15 protein-coding genes, 1 other RNA gene and 4 pseudogenes are annotated in these 14,945 nt (G+C 62.0%); 13 read left to right on the top strand and 7 right to left on the bottom strand.

Features of this window, described 5'->3' with window-relative positions:
* The first annotated feature begins 37 nt into the window (after nt 1-37).
* Genes G5575_RS10510 through G5575_RS10500 form a run of 3 tightly spaced genes read left to right on the top strand, consistent with a single transcriptional unit; the run spans nt 38 to nt 3,173 of the window.
* Nucleotides 38-1,027, top strand: coding sequence for an AsmA family protein (locus G5575_RS10510; protein WP_164534270.1), 990 nt, complete (start codon nt 38-40; stop codon nt 1,025-1,027).
* On the top strand, nt 1,021-1,491 hold the full coding sequence (locus G5575_RS10505) for a hypothetical protein (RefSeq protein ID WP_164534269.1): 471 nt from the start codon (nt 1,021-1,023) through the stop codon (nt 1,489-1,491). The genes G5575_RS10510 and G5575_RS10505 overlap by 7 nt, the downstream gene beginning before the upstream one ends.
* Nucleotides 1,431-3,173 carry an AsmA-like C-terminal region-containing protein gene (locus G5575_RS10500; protein WP_164534268.1) on the top strand — a complete coding sequence of 581 codons (1,743 nt, stop codon included), beginning with the start codon at nt 1,431-1,433 and terminating at the stop codon, nt 3,171-3,173. Before G5575_RS10505 ends, G5575_RS10500 begins: the two co-directional genes overlap by 61 nt.
* Here the strand turns inward: G5575_RS10500 and G5575_RS10495 are convergent.
* The 4 genes from G5575_RS10495 to ssrA form a co-directional block, all read right to left on the bottom strand.
* Nucleotides 3,170-3,466, bottom strand: coding sequence for a hypothetical protein (locus tag G5575_RS10495; protein ID WP_164534267.1), 297 nt, complete (start codon nt 3,464-3,466; stop codon nt 3,170-3,172). The two genes, G5575_RS10500 and G5575_RS10495, sit on opposite strands and share 4 nt — an antisense overlap.
* Before the next feature lie 57 nt (nt 3,467-3,523).
* Nucleotides 3,524-3,877, bottom strand: coding sequence for a ribbon-helix-helix domain-containing protein (locus tag G5575_RS10490; protein WP_164534266.1), 354 nt, complete (start codon nt 3,875-3,877; stop codon nt 3,524-3,526).
* Nucleotides 3,878-3,891: 14 nt separating this feature from the next.
* Entirely contained in the window at nt 3,892-4,377 is a 486-nt protein-coding gene (locus tag G5575_RS10485) for an SspB family protein (protein WP_164534265.1), read from the bottom strand.
* A gap of 105 nt (nt 4,378-4,482) precedes the next feature.
* Nucleotides 4,483-4,839, bottom strand: a transfer-messenger RNA (tmRNA) gene (gene ssrA / locus G5575_RS10480).
* On the opposite strand from ssrA, the gene G5575_RS10475 reads away from it, so the two are divergent.
* Both G5575_RS10475 and G5575_RS10470 read left to right on the top strand, forming a co-directional pair.
* Nucleotides 4,836-5,264 (top strand): hypothetical protein, encoded by a 429-nt coding sequence (locus tag G5575_RS10475; RefSeq protein ID WP_164534264.1) that lies wholly within the window; start codon nt 4,836-4,838, stop codon nt 5,262-5,264. The two genes, ssrA and G5575_RS10475, sit on opposite strands and share 4 nt — an antisense overlap.
* Nucleotides 5,261-5,401, top strand: coding sequence for a hypothetical protein (locus G5575_RS10470; protein WP_164534263.1), 141 nt, complete (start codon nt 5,261-5,263; stop codon nt 5,399-5,401). Before G5575_RS10475 ends, G5575_RS10470 begins: the two co-directional genes overlap by 4 nt.
* Here the strand turns inward: G5575_RS10470 and G5575_RS10465 are convergent.
* Nucleotides 5,398-5,643 (bottom strand): YdeI/OmpD-associated family protein, encoded by a 246-nt coding sequence (locus G5575_RS10465; RefSeq protein WP_164534262.1) that lies wholly within the window; start codon nt 5,641-5,643, stop codon nt 5,398-5,400. The genes G5575_RS10470 and G5575_RS10465 overlap by 4 nt on opposite strands.
* Nucleotides 5,644-5,740: 97 nt before the next feature.
* On the opposite strand from G5575_RS10465, the gene G5575_RS10460 reads away from it, so the two are divergent.
* From G5575_RS10460 to hflC, 7 genes and pseudogenes are all read left to right on the top strand, one after another.
* The gene (locus G5575_RS10460) at nt 5,741-6,535 is read left to right on the top strand and encodes a thymidylate synthase (protein ID WP_164534261.1); all 795 of its coding nucleotides are present in this window, start codon (nt 5,741-5,743) and stop codon (nt 6,533-6,535) included.
* An 86-nt stretch (nt 6,536-6,621) separates the two neighbouring features.
* The gene (locus G5575_RS10455; RefSeq protein ID WP_164534260.1) at nt 6,622-7,656 is read left to right on the top strand and encodes a DUF4424 domain-containing protein; all 1,035 of its coding nucleotides are present in this window, start codon (nt 6,622-6,624) and stop codon (nt 7,654-7,656) included.
* Nucleotides 7,653-8,149: pseudogene (locus tag G5575_RS10450) on the top strand (N-acetyltransferase family protein). The gene G5575_RS10455 and the pseudogene G5575_RS10450 overlap by 4 nt, the downstream one beginning before the upstream one ends.
* A gap of 77 nt (nt 8,150-8,226) precedes the next feature.
* Nucleotides 8,227-8,802: a dihydrofolate reductase family protein gene (locus tag G5575_RS10445; RefSeq protein WP_164534259.1), complete on the top strand. Its 576-nt coding sequence runs from the start codon at nt 8,227-8,229 to the stop codon at nt 8,800-8,802.
* Nucleotides 8,803-8,823: 21 nt separating this feature from the next.
* Nucleotides 8,824-9,165, top strand: a pseudogene (locus G5575_RS10440) (dihydrofolate reductase); the annotation flags it as partial.
* A 246-nt stretch (nt 9,166-9,411) separates the two neighbouring features.
* Nucleotides 9,412-10,523: pseudogene (hflK, locus tag G5575_RS10435) on the top strand (FtsH protease activity modulator HflK).
* Nucleotides 10,524-10,526: 3 nt separating this feature from the next.
* Nucleotides 10,527-11,421, top strand: a pseudogene (hflC, locus tag G5575_RS10430) (protease modulator HflC); the annotation flags it as partial.
* Between the two features lie 305 nt (nt 11,422-11,726).
* On the opposite strand, the gene serB reads toward hflC, so the two are convergent.
* Nucleotides 11,727-12,599 (bottom strand): phosphoserine phosphatase SerB, encoded by an 873-nt coding sequence (gene serB / locus G5575_RS10425; RefSeq protein WP_164534258.1) that lies wholly within the window; start codon nt 12,597-12,599, stop codon nt 11,727-11,729.
* A gap of 27 nt (nt 12,600-12,626) precedes the next feature.
* On the opposite strand from serB, the gene miaA reads away from it, so the two are divergent.
* Nucleotides 12,627-13,520: a tRNA (adenosine(37)-N6)-dimethylallyltransferase MiaA gene (miaA, locus tag G5575_RS10420; RefSeq protein ID WP_328765961.1), complete on the top strand. Its 894-nt coding sequence runs from the start codon at nt 12,627-12,629 to the stop codon at nt 13,518-13,520.
* On the opposite strand, the gene G5575_RS10415 is transcribed toward miaA, so the two are convergent.
* Entirely contained in the window at nt 13,517-14,932 is a 1,416-nt protein-coding gene (locus G5575_RS10415; protein WP_164534257.1) for an MATE family efflux transporter, read from the bottom strand. The two genes, miaA and G5575_RS10415, sit on opposite strands and share 4 nt — an antisense overlap.
* Between the last annotated feature and the right edge of the window lie 13 nt (nt 14,933-14,945).

Raw genomic sequence — 14,945 nt, 5'->3', positions numbered from 1 at the left:
ACTTGCGCCAGGTTCTTAGCATAAACGAACGGCCACAGTGCTTAATCGCATCTACATCATCGTCGGCGTTCTGGCCATCATGGTGCTGGCAGGCGCCTTTATTGCGCCGCGCTTTATCCAGTGGAGCGACTATCGCGACCGCATGGAGGAGCTGGCCACCGGGGTTCTTGGCGCCGATGTTTCGATTCGGGGCAATATTTCGTTTTCGCTGTTGCCGACGCCGCGGCTCGAATTCTCCGACGTCGTGGTCGGAGATATCGAGTCCCCGGCAGCGACCGTCCAGGCCGTGGAAGCCGAGTTCGCCCTGGTCGATTTTCTGCGCGACAATTACACCGTCACCGCCCTCACGCTTAACCAGCCGCAGGTCGAACTGGTGCTCGATGAGAGCGGTTTTTTCAGCAGTGGCATCGACATTGCCGGAGGTGGCGCCGGCGTGGTCCTGAGCCAGGCGCGGATCACCAATGGGCGTGTCCGGCTGACCGATCTGCGATCGGAAGAAGTCTATGCCGCGGAGCGGGTGGACGGCGACTTCCGATTGGCGAGCTTTACCGGACCCTTCCAGTTTCAGGGTTTCGCCGACTATGGCGAGCGCCGCTACGATGTGCGCTTCAGCACGGGTCCGGGCGACGCGGAAGGCATTTCGCGGCTTTCTGCATCCTTGCGGGAAGTGGCCAATGCTTATTCCGTCAGCGCCGAGGGACTTCTTACGGCTGGCATGGCGCCCAAATTTGACGGCACGCTGACCTATCGCCAAGCTCCGCCTGGTGTGGAAGCGGCCGACGATATCCGAGGCGACCTGGTGCTGGAGAGCAAGGTTACTGCGTCGACCGATCGCGCCGTGCTCAGCGGTTTCACCCTGATGCCGGACGAAAACCGCGCTGCGACCCGGCTTACCGGCGCTGCCAGCGTGCAATTCGGCACCCGCAACAGCTTCGATGCCGTGGTCTCGGGCGGGGTTTTGCATTGCCGCCCCGCGATGCCACTGAAATCCCCGGCGAGTTGCCTTATGAATTCGTGCGCTTGCTGAGCGAGGTTTCGGCGCCGCCCCTGCCTCCTATTCCGGGACGGCTGGGTATCGATCTCGCCGAAGCGACGCTGCGCGGCTTTGCCTTGCGCAACGTGCGGATCGACGCCACGACGGATGGCCGTTCCTGGGCCATCGAACAGGCGGTCGCGAACCTTCCCGGCGAGACGGAGCTGCGCGTTTCGGGCACGGTGACGAGCGACGCCGGGAGCGCGGGCTTTGCGGGCGACCTGGCGATGACGTCGCAGCGGCTCGATGCGCTGTCAGCTCTTTGGCGCAAGCCGCAGGACAACAATCCCCTCTTTAACCAACCCGGCAGCCTAAACGGCCGGCTGTTGCTGGCGGGCAATGCCTTCGGGCTGACTGGGGGCGCTTTACCTTCTCGGGCGAGACGCATTCGGTTGAGATGCGGATCGGTTTTGGCGACGAACCGCGCTTTGACGGCAAGGCTACTTTGGGCACGCTGAGCGCCACGCAAACGGCAGCGTTGCAGGCCCTGTTGCCCAATGTGGCCGATACGAGCTTTGGTCATTCCTTCCCGCATGGCAGCGTCAGCCTCGTGGCCGACAGTGTCGATGTCCTAGGCCTGCCGGCGGTCGACCTCGTCGCGGACGCGCAGTGGTCGCCCGAGACTTTTTCCTTCTCCCAGCTGAACGTCGCGGGCTGGGGCGGTCTGAGCGTCGATGGCAAAGCAAGCATCGCCGGAGCGCTGAACGCTCCACGGATCACCGGGTCTGGCGACATCGACGTCTTGGAAGCCGATTCGCCGGCTCTGGAGCTGATCTATGAGGCTGCCGGTCTCCCCTTCGAGTGGCAGCAGGGTCTTGCCGGCGCTTGGCCGGCTGCGCTGCAATTTGTGCTCAGCGATGGCGACACGGGCGCGGCTCAGGTTTTGACCCTGAGCGGGACGTTGGGGGAAGGGGACTTCGATCTGCGTGCCGAGATGGCGGATGGCCTGCCGGCGCTCACGACAGGGGACCTCCGTCTGGTTGCTTCGCTAGAGGGTCAGGCAGACGCCGTGCAGTCACAGTTCGGCTTTGCCGATCGGGTGCTGTTCGATGGTCCGGAGCCGCTGGTTGCGAGCCTCTTTGTGGACGGTAGCGCCACGGAAGGCTTCGAGGGCCGGGTGGCCTTAAGCCAAGGCGGTCAGTCGCTGAGCTATTTCGGCGACCTTGCCGTGGCAGCCGACGGCCAGATCAGTGGTGCGGGAACTTTGGAGGCGCAACTCGACGCCGGCAATGGTCTAGCCGCGCTAGCGGGCGCGGCTGGCGCCAGCCTTGGTGCGGTGGATGCAAGTGCCGCCCTTCGCTTCGATGGCACCACCTCCGTGGTTCTCGACAATATTTCCGCCGTGGTCGGCAACGAAGGTGTGCGCGGCACGCTGACGCTGGGCCGCACCGGCGAAATGCCCAGCTGGTCCGGGTCGCTCGAAACGGATGCGCTGGATGCGGGCGGTCTCGCTGCAGCCTTTTTCGGAACCGAGGCGCTGCTTGGTGTGGCGCCGGAGACCGGACCGTGGCCGGAAGGGCCGCTTGCGGCTGATACAGAGCAGCGCTCATCGCGTGGCGATGTTTCGATCAATGCTGGCAAAGTCACGGCCAATGGCGTTGATGTGTTCGGCCCAACCGAGTTCAGCTATGGCTGGGACGCGGATGCGATCAACCTGCGGAATCTCCAGGCCGACATCGGAGCCGGTACGCTGGCGATGAATGTGACGCTCTGCTGTTCCGGACCGCTCACCGACCGGACCCTTTCGGGTCGGGTGACGCTCGCCGGGGTCGATCTGGATGCGCTGACGCCCGGTCCGCTCGCCAGCGGACTTGCGGGGCTGGTCGATGGTGGCCTCCAGTTCGAAGGCACCGGCGCCAGCTTGGCCGATGTGATGCGCGCCATGACCGGCGAGGGCAACTTCTCCGTTGCCGATTTTGCCGCGACCGGTCTTTCGCCTTCGGTGTTCCCGACAGTCGCGGCCATCGACGACCCGCTCAATACCGATGCCGATACTCTTGAAACTCTGACCGGGCTTGGTCTCTCGCAAGGCGACTTCACCGCCGACCTGGCGCAAGGCGCCTTTACCATTGCCGGTGGGACGGCTCGGCTTGCAAACCTCATCATCGAGGGGCAGGGCGGAGCCTTGCGGGCAGCCTAAACCTCATTCTCGCTCGGCTGGGGCTCGATGGGTCGTTCGTTCTGACACCGCGCGACTATGTGGATCCCAACGGCCTCGTTCAGGCAGATACTGCCCGTATCGTCACAACGATCGGCGGCACGCTGGCTTCTCCTGAAATTAGGGTGGATCTTACTGAAATGGTCGCTGCCATCCAGGTGCGGGCGAACGAGCTTGAGGTCGACCGTCTCGAGGAAGCGCGCATTGCGGACGAGGCGCGGCAGCGGGAGGCGGCCGAGGCGCGCAATCGCCTGATCGCCGAACAGCAGCGCCAACGAGCCGAGGCGGAGGCCGCGCGGATTGCGGCTGAGGAAGCGGCTCGTGCCCTTGAGCTACAACAGCAGCAAGCGCAGGAGCCCCAGCCGACGCCAGCTCCCGCGCCGACGACAACGGTTACGCCCGGTGCCTTCGATTTCCAACCGCAGGTCAACCAGCCGATGGGCAATGGCGTCAATCAGTCGATTTTGAGGGGCACTTGGCTCAGCTTTTGCCCGATACCAGCCGAGCACGGCGAGCCTGACTGCCGACGACAGATTTGCGGTTTCTCGCGTTTCGTCAATTTCGCGGACGAGACCGGCCAAGCTTATGCTTCGTTCGGAGGCCATGGCTTCGAGCCCGCGCCAAAAGTCTGCCTCAAGCGCGATCGAGGTGCGGTGGCCGGCGATGGAGAAGGACCGCTTATCCATGGGTCCCCATGCTGTCAGGGCTTTTTGCGGAAGGCGTCGAGGCTGACGACCTTTTCGCCCGGCTGCTCTGCCGGGGTATCGCTGGTTTCCGCGGCAGCAATCGTGGCCGCATCGGCCGCGGCTTCGCCGTCGTCACGGCCAGCGGTGGCCGGATCGAACTGCAGGCCGAACTGCACGGAGGGGTCGAAGAAGCCCTTGATGGCCGAGAAGGGGATCACCAGAATTTCCGGCTGGCCATTGAAGCTCAAGCCGACTTCGAAGGCGCTCTCGGTGACTTTGAGATCCCAATACTGGTTCTGCAGGACGATGGTCATTTCCTTGTCGTACTGTTTGAGCAGTTCTTCGGAAATGCGTACGCCCGGCGCCCGTGTGGCAAAGGAAATGAAGAAATGGTGGTCGCCGGGCAGGCCCGTCCGCGACACTTCAGCCAAAACCTTGCGCACGACGCCGCGCAGGGCTTCCTGGGCGAGAATGTCGTATCGCAAATAGTCTTCGGCCATGACGCAACTCCTACCGGGTCTTCGATTCCCGAACGGCCCATATCAGCCCTACGTTCCCCAAGATTTCAAGGACAAAGGCGAAGCGGCTGATGGGCTATGAAAGGAAGTGCAGGCTTCTGTTGCCAGGTGCCTGCGAACCCCGCCTGTCGCCCGGCTAGGGGCGGAGGACTTAATTTCCCAATGCTAGCACCGCTTAGGCGGCGAGAGCGACTGGAGCCTTATTGTTGTCATTAGCAACTATAAGTTTCGGACCGATAACGGTGGTACCTCACCGAGCAAAAGCACACTCTTTACGCCCTCGTCGATCCTGTTTCGTCCCCATTGGCTCACCCCTTTCGGGAGGAGATGGTGGAGACGCCGGGTACTGCCCCGGGTCCGATGGGTTTATTACAATGACCGTTTATCGCCATATCCCTTGCGGGCAAGACCTATATAGGTGACCGTTGGACGACATGCAAATGGATGACGACAAAATAGGCTGGACCCCGATCGAGGGGCGAAATTGCGGGGGTTGCACCGCCTGCTGCACCTTTGCGCCCATCCGCGTACCCGAGCTCAAGAAGCCGGCCAATTCGACGTGCCTTCATTGCGTCGAAGGGCAGGGCTGCACGGTCTACGACGTTCGCCCGCAGGTTTGCCGCGGGTTTTATTGCGGCTACTTTTTTCTCGAAGAGCTCGGGCCCGACTGGCATCCCGAGCAAAGCGGCGTCGTGATCCGCTCCGAGGCGATGGAAAACGACACGATCACCATCCTGATCCTCGAGCTGTCGTCCTTCTGGTTTCGGAAGATTTTGCGGGCATGGTCGGCGGCTGGATCAATGCCGGGATCGGCGTCGAGTTCGAGCGGGTCGGACCGCTCGGGCACCTGCCGGCGAAGATGGAAATGAACGACCTTCTTGCCGACGCCATTGCGGCCGGTGACCTCATGGAAATGCAAAAGGTCTTTGCCTGGGCAGTCGCCTATATCGACCAGACCCATCAGTGGGAGCGGGACGAAACCGTGTTCGAAAGCGCGCTGGCCTAGCGGTCGCCGGTCCAGGTCATGCCCATATAGACGCCGCCGCTTTCGAGCTCGTCCAACATCTGTTCAAGGTGTTTGCGCTTGGTCTCCTCGCGCTTGACCTTGTTGATCCACAGCAAATAGTCATTGCGCTGATAGGGTGGCCGGGCGTCGTAATTTTCGCGCAGGCCCCTGGCGTCCAGTGCCTCGCGGACAAAGTCGGGCATATCTTCGCGCTTGCGTAGCGGCCGTAGTTGCGGACTCATCGTAGCTCTCCTATGCCTCCACTGTAGCAGTAGCATGGATCGCTGCTGTCAGTAGCAGAGGCGGTATTAGAGTACCGCGTTGATCGACAGCGGTGCCATGCAACCCTACCTGAAGCTTCTCTCCGATATTCTCGAACACGGCGCCGACAAGTCTGACCGCACCGGCACCGGCACGCGCTCGCTGTTCGGCTACCAGATGCGCTTCGATCTATCGAAGGGCTTTCCGCTGCTGACCACAAAGAAGCTGCATCTTAAATCCATCATCTATGAGTTGCTCTGGTTCATCCGCGGCGAGACCAATGTGCGCTGGCTGCAGGAGCATGGCGTCAAGATCTGGGACGAGTGGGCGGACGAAAACGGCGACCTTGGCCCGGTCTACGGCTCGCAATGGCGTTCGTGGCCGGCCCCGGATGGGCGCAAGATCGACCAACTGGCCAATGTCATCGAGAGCATCAAGACCAAGCCGGACTCGCGCCGTCATATTGTTTCGGCCTGGAACCCTGCCGAAGTCGACGACATGGCGCTGCCGCCCTGCCATTGCCTGTTCCAGTTCTATGTCGCCAACGGCAAGCTCAGCTGCCAACTTTACCAGCGCTCGGCTGACACGTTCCTCGGCGTGCCCTTTAACATCGCGTCCTATGCGCTGCTCACCCATATGGTGGCACAGGTGTGCGATCTCGAGGTCGGCGACTTCGTCCACACCTTTGGCGACGTGCACCTTTACTCCAACCACTTCGAACAGGCGCAACTGCAGCTCACGCGCGAACCGCGTCCCCTGCCCAAGCTGGTGATGAACCCCGAGCGCAAGCGCATTGAGGACTTCGTCTTCGAAGATTTTGCCTTCGAGGGTTACGACCCACATCCGCATATCAAGGCTGCGGTTTCGGTCTAAGGCTCGGGCTGTTTTCTTGACAGCTGATCTTCCGCGCGAGAATCCGGCATGCCATACAAGCGGCTGTTATCTTGGGGGAAACGATCGTGAGACTTTCTGCTTGCCTTGTAGCGTTAAGCCTCCTGCCGGTTCCGGTTCTTGCCAATGACACAACGGCACAACTCGAGGCGGGCGGCCTGGTCTTCGTCAACAACCAGACCATAGAGATGGCGTCCGAGCATCTCTTCGTCTCGCCGTCGCAGATCAAGGTCGTCTACGAGTTCAATAACACCTCCGGCCAGGACCAGCATCTGCTGGTGGCCTTCCCCATGCCCGATGTCGAGGGTGGCCCGGACATGATGACCGACGTGCCGAGCAGCCGGGAAGAAGGGCCGGACCCCAGCAACCTTTTCGGCTTCGAGACGACTTTCGCGGGCGAGCCGGTCGATGCCGAGCTTCATCAATACGCCTTCCGCAACAATGTCGATTATTCCGCCGAGCTCCAAGCTCTTGGCATTCCTTTGGCGCCTTTCGGCGAGCAAACGCAGGATGCGCTCAACGCGCTGCCGGAAGAAGACCTCGCCCAGCTGGCGCATCTCGGGCTTGTGGACAGGATGGAATACGACGCCGGCGACGGGCCGCAGGTTGACCATACGCCAGCCTGGACGCTGCGCTCCACCTATACCTGGGAAGCCACATTCCCGCCCGGTATGTCCGAGGTCGTCCATACTTACACCCCCAGCGTTGGCGGCACAGTGGGCACGACCTTCATGCCGGAGGACGCCAATCCGGACTCCGAGCAGCGCTTTGCCGAGTACCAGAAGCGCTATTGCGTCGACGATGACCTGGTCGCGACGCTCGAAAAGGTGGCGATCCCGTCAGATGGCTGGACCAACTATCCTTATGTCGAAAACTGGATTTCCTATATCTGGTCGACCGGCAACAACTGGGCCGGACCGATCGGCAAGTTTACGCTGACGGTAGACAAGGAAGATCCTAAGGCCCTGGTCTCGTTTTGCGGTGAGAACGTCAAAAAGATCGGCCCCACGACCTTTGAGATGACGGCGACGGACTGGTATCCGCCCTATGACCAGGAACTCGAAATCCTGCTGCTTCGCCCGGTCGATTGGTACGACCAGTGAGCGAAGCACACCTCTCCATCCGTCCCGCGCGGCCAAAAGATGCGGGGTTGATCCTCGATTTCGTGCTGGCGCTAGCCACGTATGAGAACCTTGCGCATGAGGTCGTAGCGACCGAGGCGGACATTGCGCGCGACTTTTTGGCAGCGATCGCAGAGTGTTTGCCGAGATTGCGGAGTGGGAGGGCAAGCCCGTCGGTTTTGCGCTCTGGTTCTATACCTATTCGACATTCCAGGGCCGGCACGGCATCTGGCTCGAAGATCTTTATGTTGATCCGTCGCTACGCGGCAAAGGCATCGGCAAGGCTTTGCTGAAGCACCTTGCTGAGCGCTGCGTCCGCGAAGGGCTTGGGCGGTTCGAATGGTGGGTGCTCGACTGGAACGAGCCGTCCATCCAGTTCTATAAGTCACAGGGCGGGGTGATGCAGGACGAGTGGACCAAGGTGCGGATCGAAGGGCCGACCCTCGCAAAACTCGGTCAGCTCGACGCTTTGTAAATATGTCGAAGTCTCCGCCCACTGTTCGTCGGCAGGGCAGGAGGCGCCGAACCCGGCGCCCAGGCAGAGGACAATAAATGGCAATTCTGATCAGCACGGCCTTCGTTTCGCTCGATGGCGTCATGGAAGCTCCTGGCGGAGAGGCGGGCTATCGCAATAGCGGCTGGACGTTCAACGGCATCGACTTCGTTCCCGAAGCCTACGAGATGAAGGGCGAAGAGCAAGCGGAGGCCACGGCCATGCTGCTGGGCCGCGTCAGCTACCAGGCTTTCAGCCCTGTCTGGCCGGGGATGACGGACGAGTTCCCGCTTTATAACGTGATGCCGAAATACGTCGTCTCATCGACGCTCGAGGACAGCGATCTGGTAGAGAATTGGGGCCCCACCAAGATTTTGCGCAGCCTCGATGACGTTGCCGCCCTCAAGTCCGAACACGAGGGCACGATCAGCATGCACGGCAGCGCCACGCTCGCGCGCAATCTCTCCGACGCCGGCTTGATCGACCGCTACCACCTTCTGGTCTTCCCGACGCTTCTCGGCGCCGGTAAGCGCCTTTTCAGCGAGACAGACAAAGACAAGCAGATGCTGCGCCTTGTCGACAGCAAGTCCTATTCGAACGGCATTCAGAAGCTGGTCTATGACGTCGTCCGCTGATCGCCTGGAGGGCAGCCGCGCTTGAGCATCAAGATTTCCCTCATCGCGGCGGTTGCCCGCAACAATGTCATCGGCGCCAGCCAGTCAATTCCCTGGAGCATTCCGTCGGATTTTGCCTGGTTCAAGCAGACGACCATGGGCAAGCCGATGATCATGGGCCGCAAGCAGTTCGAGACCTTTCCCAAACCCTTGGCCGGGCGGCCGCATATCGTGGTGACCCGCCAGGCGGATTACGCGCCCGAAGGCGTTACCGTGGTTCATACTCTGGGCGATGGGCTGACCGCTGCGCGACAGATGGCCGAGGCGGCGGGCGTGGACGAGATCATGGTCATCGGCGGCGGCGACATATACGCGCAGGCCCTGGAAGACGCTGATTGGCTTTACATCAGCCATGTCGATCTCGCCCCCAGGGGGACGTGGTTTTCCCGCCCATCGACCCCGAAATCTGGCAGATCGTTGCCGAGCCTGAGGTCGTGCCATCGCCCAAGGACGAGGCTGCCTACATTATCAAAGTCTATGAAAGGCTTGCTGCCCGCGCTCATTGATCGCGCGCGCGCCTTGCTTATATATGACCAAGACGAATTTCCCTTAGACACCGAAAGGAATGCGATGCCTTGGGAGAATAATGGTGGCGGAGGCGGCCGCAACAATGGCGGTCCCTGGGGCCAGGCGCCTGGTGGGGGCGGTGGCGGTGGTCCGCGTCGTCCGGGTGGCGGCAACACGCCCAATCTCGAGGACATCCTCAATCGTGGCCGCGACCAGTTCCGCGGCGGCGTTCCCGGCGGTCGCTGGCTGATTATCGGCGGTGCCGTTGTTCTGGGCGCCTTTTGGCTCTTGAATTCGGTCTATACCGTGGCTCCGCAGGAAGTTGGCGTCGAGCTGCGTCTCGGCCAGCCCAAGCCCGAGCTTTCCACGCCTGGTCTGCATTTCCATCTCTGGCCGGTCGAAACCGTCGAGAAGGTCAACGTCACGGTCAACCAGACCACGATCGGCACGACCCCGTCCAATGGCCGCACCGGTGGCGATGACGGGCTGATGCTGTCGGGTGACCAGAACATCGTCGACGTTCGCTTCTCCGTCTTCTGGTCGGTCGTGAACCCGATCGAATACCTTTTCAACGTGCGCGATCCCGAAGACATGGTCCGCAACGCTGCCGAAAGCGCAATGCGCGAAATCGTCGGCCGTCGCCCGGCCAATGACGTCTTCCGCGACGACCAGGCCGGCATTGCCGCCGAAGTCCAGCAGATCACGCAGACCATCCTCGATAGTTATGGCCTTGGCGTCAGCGTCAGCCAGATCTCGATCGAAGGCGCGCAGCCACCGGCCGAAGTCGCCGATGCCTTCAACGAAGTGCAGCGCGCCGAGCAGGATGAGGACCGCGTTCAGGAAGAAGCCCGCTCCTACGCCAACACCCTTTTGGGTGACGCTCGCGGTCAGGCCGCGGCGCAGCGCGAAGAAGCGGCTGCTTATTCCAACCGCGTGGTGCAGGAAGCAACCGGTGAAGCCGAGCGCTTCAACTCGATCTACGCTGAATATGTCAACGCGCCTGAAGTGACGCGCAAGCGTCTGTTCCTGGAAACCATGGAACAGGTGATCGGCTCGTCCGAAAAGGTCTTGATGGAGCAGGGGCTAACGGCCAGGGCGTCGTGCCCTATCTGCCGTTGCCTGAGCTTGGCGCTCGATCCAACGCCACCACCACACCGACGGGGGCGGGGAACTAAGCCATGAACAATCGTCTCTATGTCATTGGCGGCGTCATCCTTGTCGCGCTCTACATTCTTTTCTCGTCGATCTACGTGGTCAACGAGAGGGAGCAGGCCATCGTCACCCGCTTCGGCCAGATCACCTATCCGGCAGGATCCGGGTCTTTACTTCAAGATCCCGACCGATTTCGTCGACAGCGTGCAGATCGTCGAGGACCGTCTGCTGCGTCAGGATATTTCCGACCTGCGCGTGCAGGTTTCGGGCGGTGCCTTCTATGAAGTCGACGCTTTCCTGACCTATCGCATTGCCGATCCGCGCCTCTTCCGCGAACGCGCCCAGGGCTCGCTCGCGGTGGTCGACGATCGTATTGCAACGCGTTTCGCCGCCGTGCTGCGTCAGGTCTATGGTCTGCGCGAATTCAACGCTGCTCTTTCCGAACAGCGCCAGCAGATGATGACCGAAGCGCGCGACCTCATCCGTCCCGATCTCGAGCAGATTGGTATCGAGGTGGTCGACGTTCGCATCCTTCGCACCGATCTTTCGGCCGATGTGTTCGAGCGGACTTACGAGCGTATGCGTGCCGAACGTCTTGCCGAAGCCGCACTGCTTCGGGCGCGCGGTGAAGAACAGGCCCAAAGCCTGCGCGCCATCGCCGAACGTCAGGCTGTCGAAATCGTCGCTGCCGCGACCCGCGATGCCGAAATCATCCGTGGTACGGGCGACGCCGAACGCAACCGGCTGTTTGCTGCGGCCTATGGGCAGGACCAGGAATTCTTCGAGTTCTATCGCTCGATGGAAGCCTATCGGAATGCCTTGATCGATTCGGGCACGACGATGGTCCTGTCGCCGGAAAGCGAATTCTTCCGATACTTCGGCTCCAATGGCGAACTCCCGGCTGCCAGCACGACCTTCAGCACCCCGATCGCTCCGGCACCGGCGCCTGAAACGCCTGCCAGCAGCGACGAGCCGGCGCTTGACGGCTTGGGCATCGAAGAGACGACGCTGCCGAGCGTGACGCTCGATGACGGTACGCCGCTTCAGCCGACGGTCGGGACCGAGGCTCCGGCTCCGGTTGAAGAGCCGGCAGCAACCGCGCCGGCGACAACGGAAGCGCCGCTCCTGGCACCTGCTCAGTAAGCGAAGTGCGATAAAATCGAGGGCCGGTGCAGGAGACTGCACCGGCCCTTTTAATCTAACGCAGAGGATTGTCGCGCTGGCGATCAGCGAACGAAGTCTTCTTCGCTATAGCCTTGAAGATAAAGCAGCGCAGTCAGATCGCCATGATCGATCCTGATGCTGGCGGCCTCTGCCACAGCCAGCTTGGCGTGCAGGGCGACACCGAAACCGGCGGCACCGATCATGTCGAGATCGTTGGCTCCGTCGCCGACGGCCAGGGTCTGGTCCGGCCTCAGCCCGCGTTCTTCCACCAGTGCCAGCAAACGGTTTTTCTTCGTGTTCTTGTCGACGATCGGCTTGCTGACCGTGCCGGTAAGTTGCTCACCATCGAATTCCAGCACGTTGGCAATCGCCTCATCGAAGCCGATCCGCTTGGCGAAGTAATCGGCGAAGAAGGTGAAGCCGCCGGAGACCAGCGATGTATAGGCCCCATAGGCCTTCATCGTGTGCACCAGCGTCCGACCGCCAGGGGTCAGTGTGATAGCCTCGCGCCGGATCTCCTCGATCCTTGACCGGTCGAGCCCCTTCAGCAGCGCCACGCGGGTGTCGAGCGCTTGGGCAAAATCGAGTTCGCCGCGCATGGCGCGATCGGTGATCTCGCTGACCTGGGGCTTGATACCCAAGGCATCTGCCAGTTCGTCGATGCATTCCTGCTCGATCATGGTGGAGTCCATGTCGGCGATCAGCAGCGCCTTGCGGCGGCCTTCGGTCGGCAGCAGATTGGCATCGACTTGACGATTGCCGATGATGTCCCGCGCCAGCTGCAAGGCGTCGCCGGCCCTGGGCTCCATGATATCGCAGGCAATGGAGTGGTTTAGCCAGTTGAGTTCACCGCTCGTCGCTTCTAACACCATGGCGGCGAGCGCGGGATCGAGCTCGGAATCGGCAGGGTTGGCGATCAGGGAAAGAACCGGCATGGCAGCAGCGACTTTCGGGAGATTTTGGTGACGGGCCAAAGGCGTGCGGTGCTGATAGCGGGTCCCACCGCGAGCGGCAAGTCAGCCCTGGCGCTGGCCCGGGCACGCGCCTCGGGCGGGCTGATCGTAAATACCGACGCCGTGCAGGTTTATGATGTTTTGCGCGTCGTCACTGCGCGCCCCGGCGCTGCCGACGAGGCGCTGGCCGAGCACGCTCTGTACGGCACCGTTTCGCCCGCAACGCGCTTTTCAACGGGTGAGTGGCTTCGCGCAGTGCAGGCAATCATTGGTGAGACCGACCCGGATCGAGAGCTGATTTGCGTTGGAGGTACGGGACTTTACTTCGATGCGCTCATAAACGGATTCGCCGACGTGCCGGAAATCTCGCCGGAGATCTTGCGGTCCGTTCAGTCCGAGCTCGAGGCGTCGAGCGAATCTCAACGCATGGCATTGCTGCAGGCGGAGGATCCCGAAACCGCACGCCGCCTCAAGGTCGCCGACCCGCAGCGGGTCATTCGGGCTCTGGCAGTCAAGCGGCAGACCGGGCGGCCGCTGTCGAGCTTTCAGAACGCTCAGCAGCCTGGGCCGATCCGCGACTGGGAGATCGAGCGCATGGTCCTTTGGCCGGAGCGCGATGTGCTGCGCGCTCGCATTGCCCAGCGCTTTTCCGGTATGTTCGAAAACGGGGCGGTCGAAGAGGTCGAGGCGCTTATGTCGCTAAATCTCGATCCATCATTGCCCGCGATGAAGGCCATCGGTGTGCCCGAGATCGGGCAATGGCTCGAAGGAACAATGGCAGAGGACGAGGCGATCGAACGCGCGACCATTGCCACGCATCAATATGCCAAGCGGCAACGGACATGGTTTCGCAACCGCATGGGAGACTGGCCCCGCCTCGGTCTCGCCGGCGCGCCGCTCTAGGCGACCGACTTTGGCTCAAGCAGGCCCAGCTTTTCACGCATGATAAAGCGCGTGCCCAGCAGCAGGGCAACAAAGGCAAGGCCACAGGCAAGGCCGATCCAGATCCCGACGCCACGCAGTTCGAAAACGAACCCGAAGAGATAAGCAATCGGGAGGCCGACGAGCCAATAGCCGCCGATCGCCATCAGCATCGGCACCTTGGTGTCGCTGAGCCCGCGAAGGGAATGCGCTGCGACCACCTGAGCGCCGTCCACGAGTTGGAAAATGCCCGCTACGGCGAGGAAGGATGCCGCCAGACCAAGCGCATTGAGATTGGCTTCCTTATGCGGGTCGAGGAACAGGGTGACGATGGTCGGGCCAAACAGAAGGAACGACAGGGCCGAGATCGCCATGAAACCCGTTCCCAGAATGAACGCCGTCCACCCGGCCTTGCGGATGGCTTCACGATCACCGCGGCCATAGGCGATGCCGACGCGAACCGTTGCGGCAACACCGAGGCCCAGCGGCACCATGAAGGCCATGGACGCGCATTGCAGCGCGATGGCGTGTGCGGCGATCTCGTCGGTGCCAAGCCGTCCCATCAGCAGGGCCGCGGCAGTAAAGAGCCCGACTTCCGCCAACACCGTCAGGCCGATTGGCGTGCCGATGCGGAAGATGTCGCGGAAATAACCCCAGTCCGGTTTCCAGAAGCGGATGAGGATGTGGAAGCGACCGAAACGGCGGTGACGAACAACATAGATCAACATGGCGATAAACATCACGATGTTGGTCGTCAGCGTGGCAATTGCGGCGCCGCGAAGCTCGAGGCGTGGCATGCCGAAATTGCCAAAGATCAACGCATAGGCGATCAGCGCGTTCACCACCACGCCAAGCACCGTGATGAGGAGTATGGCGCGGGTGGCGTTGAAGGCCGAGAGGAACGAGCGCAGCACGATGATGCCGATCGCCGGGAACAGCGACCAGACAACGATATGGACAAAGGTTTCGGCCAGGGCCGTGGCCGCGGGATCCTGGCCCAGAAACCGGTAAAGCGGCTGGATCTGCCAGACGATGGGCAGGAGCAGCACTGCGATCAGGATGCCGGCCCAAAAGCCCTGGCGCACGATACGGCGCACGGCCTTGACGTTTCTTGCCCCGCGCGCCTGCGCCACGAGGGGCGCAACGGCGCCGACAACGCCGATGCCAAAAAGGAGAAAGGGCGTGAAGAAGGTCGTGCCCAGCGTGCCAGCGGCAAGGTAGGCGGGTCCGAGCCAGCCCAGCATGATGACGTCGGTCGTATGCAGCGCGTTTTGCGCCAGCTGCGCAATGACGAGCGGCCAGGCGAGGGCAAAAGTGGCGCGCAACTCCGCGGCCCAGCCAAGCTGGGGCAGGGCAGTCGGCGCGGGGGCCGCCGGCGCGATGGTGTCGGTCATGTCGTCTCTCCCA

This window comes from Devosia aurantiaca (assembly GCF_011058215.1).
In the GTDB taxonomy this organism is placed as follows: domain Bacteria; phylum Pseudomonadota; class Alphaproteobacteria; order Rhizobiales; family Devosiaceae; genus Devosia; species Devosia aurantiaca.
This window is presented reverse-complemented; position numbering and strand designations above follow the sequence as displayed.